A 9,049-nucleotide genomic window follows, 5' to 3' on the forward strand; every position below is an offset into this window, starting at 1 on the left:
TTGTGTCCATAACCTCCATGATGGACACAAGCCGACCCAACCTCATCCAACGGCAGGACCTGAAAATCGCGCTTACACCTGAACAAGGATGCCTCGTACACGATAGCGCTGAACGCATGCCGCGCAGCAATGCGGGGGGAGGTGGAGGTGGAGATCGCTCGCGGTCTCTATGCTGCATTTGCCGAGAAACACGACCTCTTGGTACCCTCGGGTGACCCTGTCATCGCGCACCGACGACGGCGTGACCGCGGTCCTCATATTCGATGAGGTGCGGATGCCCGATATCCCCATGCCTTACCGGATCATCGACGGATCGGGTCGAAACGCCTTGGATATAGGCCCCTTGGGGTGACCGCCGTTAGGTCTTTTTTCGGCAACCTGGCGGGCCGAGCAACCTCGGACATAGCCGCCGGTACGAAGGTTCGAACTGCGCGGCGCGATGGTGCCCGCCCGTATTTCCAGCCCGCGATCGCCAAGCCGATGATCTCGCGCCGCAAAATCAGCTTCGGCGCTCTTCCGATCGAGTGATCGCAGGTTCATCATGTCGTCAGTCATCGATGTTGTTCCTCAGCTTGCTCATGAGCAACTAGACCCTACCCGCAATCATAGACAGCCATGAAATCCAGCTACACTACTCTATGGGACACGATCGCAATTCGTCTTTCATTGATCTCGCGAACTATCTTGGCGGGAGCGTTGTAGCTCGCGGCTAATACACTATGCTCAGGCAATCCCAACGTTTTTCGAAACCTCATCCGCCTCGTTTGCCAACGTCTCGTAGTGCGTTTGACGCCCACTGCTTTCTCGCCAATAAAATCCTACCTCACGCCGCTCGCTCCAATCGTCGATTGACAGCAACTTCACATCGTCCTCCTCTCTAAACTCCGCGCGTGCGTAAAGCTCTGGGAAGAGCGAACATCCCATTCCGATCGAGACCATTTGACGAATGGAATCAAGGCTTGTGCCTTCGTAGTCGTCAACAACAATGGCGCCCGAAGCTGCTGCCAGATGGTGCACGTTTTCCATGAGTCTGTGACCACTGCCGAGTGCCAAAAGCGTTTCATCGACAAGATCAGAAATCCCAACCGACCGCTTATCCGAAAGTGGGTGGTCTGCGGGCACGCCTAAGAATAGTTTCTCGTTCCCAATGCGTCGAAACTTTAAATCCGATCTCTCAGGCGCCGGTCCAAGACCGCAGTCCAGCGCACCCGCCGCCACGGCGTCTTCAATGTCGACCGGGCGGTCTTCTCGAATGTAGATTTTGAGACTTGGAAACTTGCGATGAAGGCCAGGAAGAAAACGCGGAAGAAAGTAAGGACCGAACGTCGGCGCCGTTGCGAGCCGCACTACTCCGCCTAGAGTTTTCGTATCGCCGACCGCTCTGTCGACTATGTCGTCGACCGACGCAAGCGCCAGTCGAGCGCCTCGCGCGATCTCGGATCCAATCGGTGTGGTGATGACGCTGCTCGGTGTGCGCTCAAAGAGCGTGACGCCTAGGGACTTCTCCACCAATCCAACCTGAACGGACAGGGTCGGCTGCGAGACATGGCAGTGTTTCGCGGCTTTCCCGAAGTGCCGCAAGTTATCGAGCGCGACTATGTATTCCAGTTGGCGAAGAGTAGGGCGGTAGGGCATATTTCCTATAGTTATGAACTATCGCCGGAATTGCAACAATGAATTGGAACTATTGGAGAGAATACCCGATGTTTGTGTGGTCAACGAAAGGAAAATCAAATGGACCAGTTCTTGAAGTCACTTCGTAGCCGCAAGGCGCATGTCCAGTCTCGTATCGACGACGAACAGTCGCGGCCAGCACCAGATGTCCTCCGCTTGAGCGCGCTTAAGAAATTGAAGCTGCGTTTCCGGGAGCAGATCGAGCTCATCGAGCGTCACAACCGCCAGAGCACACCGGTCCTCATCCCTGTCGTCAGACGAAGATCATTCAAGCTCTAGAGTAAGGGATGACAATGTACAAATACATCAGCCTACAAGATCACAGATCTTGAGAGGCTAACGACGCTCTTCACAAGCTCGTCAGTGGCTACCGAACGCTCAAAAACGATTTGGGACGCGCTCAGTCGGTGTGAGTAAGACTACTATGTCCTGACCAGACTATCGCAGTTGATCGCTGCGATGCGTGGGTCACATCAGAGAAGAGCTGGAAATTCGGCGAAAGGCAAGGTCAGCTCGCCGAACGCAGGAATACACTTTTGTTCGTCCCAGCAGCGGACCCATCCCCCTCAATTTCCTATCGCAGTCCGGGCCCCTCTGACGAAAGATGCCGGTCCTTTCGTGATGTCGGACTTCAAAAAAACAGGATCGCCGGCTGGAGTTTCTCACGTGGAGTTAACGTTTCTTTTCGCTGATTGGCTGGGAAAATCCGCCTGGATGTGGCTAGGGTTCCTCGGTATCGTGCTTGCACTCCTGATTTTTGACTTGGGCGTTCTCCACCGCGAAAGCCGCGAGATCGAGGTCAGGGAAAGTCTGCTTCTCTCATCCGTCTACGTTTCGCTCGGCCTAGCCTTCGGAGGATTTATCTGGTGGCAGCTCGGTCCTGAATCGGGGATGAACTATCTCACGGGTTTCGTGGTGGAAAAGACCCTGGCGCTCGACAATGTGTTTGTCATCGCGCTGATCTTTTCCTTCTTTGCCGTTCCCCGGATCTACCAGCATCGCGTGCTGTTTTGGGGCATTTTGGGTGTGATCGTGCTTCGCGCGATCATGATCGGAGTGGGTGCAACACTCGTCTCTCAGTTCTCCTGGGTGCTCTATGTCTTCGCCGCCTTCCTGATCATCACAGGCGTCAAAATGTTCTGGATCGGCGATAAAGAGCCGGAGCTGGCTGGCAATCCCATCATTTCCTTCCTTCGCCGGCGGCTAAACGTCACTGAAGGGCATCACGGTCAGGCCTTCTTCGTGAAGAAACAGGATCCACTAACCGGCCGCTTGACCTGGTTTGTCACACCGCTGTTCCTAGCTTTGATCATGGTCGAACTCGCCGATATCGTCTTTGCAGTCGACTCGGTTCCTGCGATCTTCACGATCACTACAGACCCGTTCATCGTCTACACCTCGAACATCTTTGCGATCCTGGGACTTCGCGCGCTCTACTTCGCACTGGCAGCCATGATCCATCGATTTAAATATTTGAAGCCGGCCCTTGCCATCGTTCTCGTGTTCATCGGCTCAAAGATTTTTGTCGCAGATCTGCTTGGCCTCGAGAAATTTCCTGCCGCGCTCTCGCTCGGGATTACCTTCGCTATCATCGCGGCGGGCGTGTTCTGGAGCCTCGTGAAAACACGCGACGACACGAATCCTGCTTAAACATCGTTTTATCAAAAGCTAAGAGAACGGCCCAATGATCTCTGATATTTTCGTAAGCCTGGTCGCATCCTTCGTTGTCTATCCGCTGCAGGCCGAAATTGGGGAGAAGGTGCGGGCAGCCCGCCAACCGGTGGCGATCCTCGCACAAGCTCAAGCCTGCATCGCGTCGCAAGGACCGAAGCTGATTGAGCGCGCCACTAGCGACTGGGGTTGGGCTGCGACGACGGCGATCCGGGTCTCGGTTGGCTTTACACGTCGAGAGGATTTGCTTGATCGGAAAGATCCGGCCTGCTCTGACGTGATCCGAGCGCTGAATGCGTCAGCTGTGAGCGGCTCTTGATCCGTGTGCAGAGTACACGCAACGGAGATGAATGCACGCTGCTCTCTGACGGCGAAATCCGCGGTGTGGCATCGCGCCATGCACAAACTTTTGATTGTTGCTGGAGCTTCACGCGGTTTTTGAGTTCAAAGTGATCTACGCTTTCGGTGAAAAACTGCTTCTTCTCCAAGCATATGTGCCGCTCCAGTCGGGGCTGCGACAGATGAATAGCCGGATTAAATCCGATCGATGGTTCACTGGTTGGCAGTTGTGCGATCATGCGTCTGGCAAGGGGGTTACCGAGACGCAATCGCGATTGAAGTTTTTGACGAGGGCCTTCGCCATTCCGTGGATTGAGAGCCTCAGATCAACGCAGATGTACGTCCACACATTGATCCGAAACAGCCCAATCCGCGTAAAACGGGAGAGATGTATATGGAGAATTTCAATGGATGCTGTCGCCAACCAGGGCTGCCGTTTGTCAGCGGCATATCGTCCGACTCAAGAGGAAGCGGAAGAAGCAGTGCGGACTCTTCTTCGTTGGGCCGGAGACGATCCCAACCGGGAAGGCTTGCTTGAAACGCCGAATCGGGTTGCGAAGGCGTATCGCGAGCTGTTTTCCGGCTACGAGGTGGTGCCGGAGGATGTTCTTTCCAAAACGTTCTCAGAGGTAGCTGGTTACAAGGACATGGTTCTTGTGAGGGACATCGGGTTTCATTCCCATTGCGAGCACCACATGGTGCCGTTTCATGGGATCGCCCACATAGCCTATATTCCGGACAGGGGCGTGGTCGGGCTTTCAAAGCTGGCTCGGCTCGTCGAACTTTATGCCCGCCGGCTTCAAACCCAGGAAACCATGACCGCGCAGATCGCAAAGGCTCTGGATGAATGCCTCCGGCCGCAGGGTGTTGCAGTGATGATCGAGGCTGAGCACATGTGCATGGCGATGCGAGGCATCCGCAAGGAAGGCGCCAAGACGTTGACCACCGTGTTCACCGGCCAGTTCGATGTGTCGGCGGAGCGGCAGGCGCGCTTCATGATGCTGGCGCGGAAATGAAACGCTTACGGTGACTGTTGCAACCTAAAGAGCGTGAAATGACCGAAACGCTGATGCGATCATTATCTCACGGGTACTCCGCCTTGGTCCTTGGGGCGAGCGGCGGAATAGGTCAGGCGTTTCGCTGGCAGTTGGAGATGGATGCCGGCTGCGGCAAGGTCGAATGCCTTTCGCGTAGAGATGACGCTTTCGATGTTACGGACGAATATTCTGTGCTGCGCGCCGCCGACAGGATGAAGTCGGAGGCATTCGATCTTATCGTCTGTGCTACAGGCGCACTGACCATCAATGGGCTCGGACCAGAGAAGTCGCTTCGTCAAATTTCACAGCACTTAATGATGGCGCAATTTGCGCTCAATGCCATAGGACCTGCCTTGATACTCAAGCATTTCGTTCCGTTGCTCGCGCGACGAAAGCGCGTGATCTTTGCAGTTTTGTCGGCGCGCGTGGGCTCTATTGGTGATAATGCGCTCGGAGGATGGATTTCCTACCGTTCGTCCAAGGCCGCTCTCAATCAGATCGTTCACACCGCCGCGATTGAAGTGAGCCGGACGAACCCCTCATCCTTGCTCGTCACCGTGCATCCGGGCACCGTTAAAACAGACCTGTCCGCGCCATTCGCGTCGGGGCACAAGCGTTTCGAGCCCAATGATGCAGCGCGCCGCATCCTGGAGATGCTCGACGGTCTGACGCCGGACCGTACGGGCGGGTTCTTCGCCTATGACGGAACCGCCATCGCCTGGTAGCCGTAGATTGGTGCTCCATATCCACACGGTTTGCAAAGTCGCCTCCCATGAGCACTGTCCGCAATCTCATATTCATACTCGGCGATCAGCTGACGTGGTCGCTTTCGAGCCTTGAAGCTGCCGATCCCGGGCGGGACATCATCTTGATGTGCGAGGTGATCGAGGAAGCCACCTATGCACATCATCACAAATTGAAGATGGCGCTGATCTTCTCGGCCATGCGGCATTTCGCCATCGAGCTTCGCGAAAAAGGCTTCGACGTCCGATATGTCCATCTGGACGATCTAGACAACACGGGTTCGTTCACCGGAGAACTCGACCGCACGGTCGCGGCAATATCGCCAAAGCGCATAATCGTAACCGAAGCGTCCGAATGGCGCGTTCTTCAAGCCATGAAACCTTGGAAATCTGCGTTTGGCTTGCCAGTGGAAATTCGCCCAGACACCCGGTTTCTGGTGTCCAAACAGGACTTTCAGACATGGACACAAAGCCGCCGCGCGCTGACGATGGAATATTTTTACCGCGACATGCGCCGCCGCACCGGTCTCCTCATGAATGGAAAGGATCCGGAAGGCGGACGGTGGAACTTTGACGCAGACAATCGCAAGCCCGCCCAGGCAGACCTTTTCCGTCCAACGCATCCACGCTTTCCGCCGGACGCGGTGACACGGGATGTCCTCGACCTCGTCGAGCGCACGTTTCCGCGTAATATGGGGTCGACGGCCCAGTTCTCCTTTGCCGTGACCCGCTCCGATGCACAAAAAGCGGCGGATGCCTTCGTTCGAGACTTCCTTCCCGATTTCGGCAAAACGCAAGACGCAATGCTGAAAGAGGAACCATTCCTCAACCACGCGCTCTTGTCCTTCTATATCAATATCGGCTTGCTGGATCCTTTAGAGATATGTCGGATGGCCGAACGTGCCTATCGGGAGGGACACGCGCCGCTCAATTCCGTCGAGGGGTTTATTCGACAAATCATCGGTTGGCGCGAATACATCCGCGGCATCTATTGGCTGAAGATGCCGGGCTACGAGAAGAGCAACATTTTCGATGCCAAACGACCCCTTCCGGATTTTTTCTGGACCGGCGAAACGGACATGGCCTGTGTTTCATCCGTCATTAAGCAGACGATGAAACACGCCTATGCGCATCACATCCAGCGCCTGATGGTCGTTGGAAACTTCTCGATGCTGTCGGGCCTGGACCCCTATGCTGTCCACGAATGGTATCTGGCCGTCTATGCCGACGCGTTCGAATGGGTGGAATTGCCCAACGTCATTGGCATGAGTCAGTTTGCCGACGGCGGCTTCATGTCGTCCAAGCCCTATGCCGCGAGCGGCGCCTACATCGCACGTATGTCAAACTACTGCGGCGGATGCCGATACGACGTTTCGAAGAAGAGCGGGAAGGACGCCTGTCCGTTCAATGCCCTGTATTGGGATTTCATCGTTCGAAACGCTGATAGCCTCTCCACAAACCATCGTCTCGCCCAGATTTACTCCTCTTGGGATCGTATGCGCCCTGAAACAAGGAAGGCGTATCGGAACAGCGCATCCACGTTTCTGAAGAAGCTGGACGATGGTGAACGGGTTTGAAAAGGCGACATCCTTCAGCGATTCATTCGGTACGTCTCACTGAGGCGGAAACTCTAGCTTGCGCACGTTATATCCGAGTTCGCTCGCTTTACTTATCATACGCTCGAGCTTCGTCTTGGAGGGGACGGCACGGGCATAGATCCAAAGGTCCGTCATGGATGGATTGGCGCTGATGAACCAGGATTTGTCAGGTGATTTGTAGAGCACCCAGTAGTTGAACGTGATCAGCAACGGGTAGCGAACGCGCATCTTCGCATTCGTCGATCCAAAGTCTTGGATCTTGCCGTTTCCGCGAACTGTCTTGAGACGGCCGTCCGGCGTCTCCATTCCGCAACCATCCTCAACCAAGACCTCGTTCGGTGCTTTACCTTGTCGGTAGGTCGAGTAACCCGCGACGCATCCGTCCGTCAGGAGCATGGGTGTGCGACCGATCTCTAGCCAAGTGCCGCGGTAGTGATCCAGCCCGACTTTGACGACCTTGGGGGCAGCGTATGCAGCCCCACCACCACCTGACAGGAACGCTGCCAACAGAGCGGTGCCGACCGCGAGCGTGAGGTGTTTCATGAAGTTCTCCCTAGTGTAGGTTATGATCTCCGTGGCGCACTAAGCTTCAGGTATTATATTAATGTAGTCCTTATAATAAATTAGATAAAAAACATAAAGAATTAACGCCGTAAATTCGAAAATATTTACGAACAATAAGGGAATATTTTTTCCTAGGATCATTAATGATCTTGTCTCTCGCGATCTTCCGAAACCGAAAGCCAACCTGCTGATCTGCAAAATAGCATTACGGCTTCTTCCGCTTTCTTCTTGTTTGGAAACGGGCCCTCAAGGTAGTGCTATCGGCCGTTGAATTCGACGAATACTCCTTTTCCAACAACATCATAGATAATGTTTGGTTTGATTTCGCCGGCCATTTTAGACTCCGACACTTTATAACGGTTTCTGTTTGCTTCCATACCTGTAGTTTTTTGCAGGCCTTCTCGAGCGATATTTACAGGAGCCGTTTTATTTAAGTTGAAAATGCAATGTAAATGGTGGCGCCCCGCGTAAGCAGATTTGGTATCTAAAATGCGAGGCGCCATTACTACCTCACATCGGGGGCATGAGGACCTTGTCAATCACGTGAATAACGCCATTGTCGGCTGCTACGTCCGCATTCACGACTTTTGCCTCGTTGACAGTAACGCCATTGTCCAGATCAACGGAAAGGTCAGCGCCGTTAACGGTGGCTGCCTTCATGTCGTCTTTGAGGTCTTTTGACATCACCTTGCCGGAAACAACATGGTAGGTGAGAATTTTGGATAGCTTGTCCTTGTTTTCCGGCTTCAGAAGGTCCTCCACGGTTCCAGCCGGGAGAGCCGCAAAGGCATCGTCAGTCGGTGCAAAAACAGTGAAAGGACCGGCGCCTTTAAGGGTGTCGGCAAGGCCTGCTGCTGTTACCGCTGCCACAAGGGTCTTGAATTGACCATTTGCCTGCGCGGTGTCGACAATGTCAGCTGCGTGAGCGCTATACGCTGCGGAGGAAAGGGCGAGTGTGGATGCAAGAAAAAGTCTCTTCATTATGCGTTCCTTCCGTCTCTGTCGCGTGCCATACGCGGTTTTTGAACACCTTCATCTACGAGCACTTATAGAAATCGGATCAGTGAAGATGGCTTGGGTCCAGAAATTCCAATACTCTTTCTGACGGGAAGTACGGGAACAGTCCGGTGCGACAACTTTCGTAGGCCTGAAGACGCGCCGTGGCCATCGTACCGCCTCGTGCTCGCGGCGTAGAGAAGCACAATATGCGCTGTTTAACGTTCGCGGTGTGCTGAAGCAGTTTCGGGCATGATGCGACCATCGGTCAAAATCTTTAAGTGGTATTACGGGTTGCATACTGAGCAGAATGTCGGGGAAGCGCGCTCGCCATTTGACCTTTCAACTAACCGCCTTAATGCATAGCACCGGACGTTTTGGCGACGAGAGGCAGGCTTTTGCTGGCTGCGCGACACCGCAGGCAAGT

12 protein-coding genes are annotated in these 9,049 nt (G+C 54.4%); 7 read left to right on the top strand and 5 right to left on the bottom strand.

Annotation, left to right across the window (positions count from 1 at the left end; translation table 11 throughout):
- Nucleotides 1–78: 78 nt before the first annotated feature.
- Nucleotides 79–267, top strand: a complete 189-nt coding sequence (locus tag EXZ48_RS33405) for a DUF982 domain-containing protein (RefSeq protein WP_130521329.1) — start codon at nucleotides 79–81, stop codon at nucleotides 265–267.
- A 27-nt stretch (nucleotides 268–294) separates the two neighbouring features.
- On the opposite strand, the gene EXZ48_RS33410 is transcribed toward EXZ48_RS33405, so the two are convergent.
- Together EXZ48_RS33410 and EXZ48_RS33415 are read right to left on the bottom strand one after the other, a co-directional pair.
- Nucleotides 295–555, bottom strand: coding sequence for a hypothetical protein (locus EXZ48_RS33410; RefSeq protein ID WP_130521308.1), 261 nt, complete (start codon nucleotides 553–555; stop codon nucleotides 295–297).
- A gap of 168 nt (nucleotides 556–723) precedes the next feature.
- Nucleotides 724–1,635 (bottom strand): LysR substrate-binding domain-containing protein, encoded by a 912-nt coding sequence (locus tag EXZ48_RS33415; protein ID WP_130521310.1) that lies wholly within the window; start codon nucleotides 1,633–1,635, stop codon nucleotides 724–726.
- 99 nt (nucleotides 1,636–1,734) lie between these two features.
- On the opposite strand from EXZ48_RS33415, the gene EXZ48_RS33420 reads away from it, so the two are divergent.
- The 6 genes from EXZ48_RS33420 (at nucleotide 1,735) to EXZ48_RS33445 (ending at nucleotide 7,041) form a co-directional block, all read left to right on the top strand.
- Complete coding sequence (locus tag EXZ48_RS33420) at nucleotides 1,735–1,953, top strand: YdcH family protein (protein WP_130521312.1); 219 nt, start codon at nucleotides 1,735–1,737, stop codon at nucleotides 1,951–1,953.
- 387 nt (nucleotides 1,954–2,340) lie between these two features.
- On the top strand, nucleotides 2,341–3,324 hold the full coding sequence (locus EXZ48_RS33425) for a TerC family protein (protein WP_165909502.1): 984 nt from the start codon (nucleotides 2,341–2,343) through the stop codon (nucleotides 3,322–3,324).
- 34 nt (nucleotides 3,325–3,358) lie between these two features.
- Nucleotides 3,359–3,664, top strand: a complete 306-nt coding sequence (locus tag EXZ48_RS33430; protein ID WP_130521316.1) for a hypothetical protein — start codon at nucleotides 3,359–3,361, stop codon at nucleotides 3,662–3,664.
- A 427-nt stretch (nucleotides 3,665–4,091) separates the two neighbouring features.
- Nucleotides 4,092–4,700, top strand: a complete 609-nt coding sequence (folE, locus tag EXZ48_RS33435; RefSeq protein WP_130521318.1) for a GTP cyclohydrolase I FolE — start codon at nucleotides 4,092–4,094, stop codon at nucleotides 4,698–4,700.
- Between the two features lie 38 nt (nucleotides 4,701–4,738).
- Complete coding sequence (locus EXZ48_RS33440) at nucleotides 4,739–5,446, top strand: SDR family NAD(P)-dependent oxidoreductase (RefSeq protein ID WP_245462427.1); 708 nt, start codon at nucleotides 4,739–4,741, stop codon at nucleotides 5,444–5,446.
- Nucleotides 5,447–5,493: 47 nt separating this feature from the next.
- Nucleotides 5,494–7,041 (top strand): cryptochrome/photolyase family protein, encoded by a 1,548-nt coding sequence (locus EXZ48_RS33445; protein WP_130521321.1) that lies wholly within the window; start codon nucleotides 5,494–5,496, stop codon nucleotides 7,039–7,041.
- A 36-nt stretch (nucleotides 7,042–7,077) separates the two neighbouring features.
- Here the strand turns inward: EXZ48_RS33445 and EXZ48_RS33450 are convergent, their stop codons facing one another.
- From EXZ48_RS33450 to EXZ48_RS33460, 3 genes are all read right to left on the bottom strand, one after another.
- Nucleotides 7,078–7,605 carry a lipocalin family protein gene (locus tag EXZ48_RS33450; RefSeq protein ID WP_130521323.1) on the bottom strand — a complete coding sequence of 176 codons (528 nt, stop codon included), beginning with the start codon at nucleotides 7,603–7,605 and terminating at the stop codon, nucleotides 7,078–7,080.
- Nucleotides 7,606–7,883: 278 nt separating this feature from the next.
- Nucleotides 7,884–8,129, bottom strand: coding sequence for a hypothetical protein (locus EXZ48_RS33455; protein WP_130521325.1), 246 nt, complete (start codon nucleotides 8,127–8,129; stop codon nucleotides 7,884–7,886).
- A gap of 7 nt (nucleotides 8,130–8,136) precedes the next feature.
- On the bottom strand, nucleotides 8,137–8,607 hold the full coding sequence (locus EXZ48_RS33460; RefSeq protein WP_130521327.1) for a fasciclin domain-containing protein: 471 nt from the start codon (nucleotides 8,605–8,607) through the stop codon (nucleotides 8,137–8,139).
- Between the last annotated feature and the right edge of the window lie 442 nt (nucleotides 8,608–9,049).

The sequence above is a fragment of the Shinella sp. JR1-6 genome (genome assembly GCF_004284735.1).
Lineage (GTDB): Bacteria > Pseudomonadota > Alphaproteobacteria > Rhizobiales > Rhizobiaceae > Shinella.

Bases quoted from the DNA above. Each gene is read 5' to 3' on its own strand.
- EXZ48_RS33445 (WP_130521321.1), top strand. From the start codon at position 5,494: ATGAGCACTGTCCGCAATCTCATATTCATACTCGGCGATCAGCTGACG.
- EXZ48_RS33415 (WP_130521310.1), bottom strand. From the start codon at position 1,635: ATGCCCTACCGCCCTACTCTTCGCCAACTGGAATACATAGTCGCGCTC.
- EXZ48_RS33420 (WP_130521312.1), top strand. From the start codon at position 1,735: ATGGACCAGTTCTTGAAGTCACTTCGTAGCCGCAAGGCGCATGTCCAG.
- EXZ48_RS33410 (WP_130521308.1), bottom strand. From the start codon at position 555: ATGACTGACGACATGATGAACCTGCGATCACTCGATCGGAAGAGCGCC.
- EXZ48_RS33430 (WP_130521316.1), top strand. From the start codon at position 3,359: ATGATCTCTGATATTTTCGTAAGCCTGGTCGCATCCTTCGTTGTCTAT.
- EXZ48_RS33460 (WP_130521327.1), bottom strand. From the start codon at position 8,607: ATGAAGAGACTTTTTCTTGCATCCACACTCGCCCTTTCCTCCGCAGCG.
- folE (WP_130521318.1), top strand. From the start codon at position 4,092: ATGGATGCTGTCGCCAACCAGGGCTGCCGTTTGTCAGCGGCATATCGT.
- EXZ48_RS33440 (WP_245462427.1), top strand. From the start codon at position 4,739: ATGACCGAAACGCTGATGCGATCATTATCTCACGGGTACTCCGCCTTG.
- EXZ48_RS33450 (WP_130521323.1), bottom strand. From the start codon at position 7,605: ATGAAACACCTCACGCTCGCGGTCGGCACCGCTCTGTTGGCAGCGTTC.
- EXZ48_RS33455 (WP_130521325.1), bottom strand. From the start codon at position 8,129: ATGGCGCCTCGCATTTTAGATACCAAATCTGCTTACGCGGGGCGCCAC.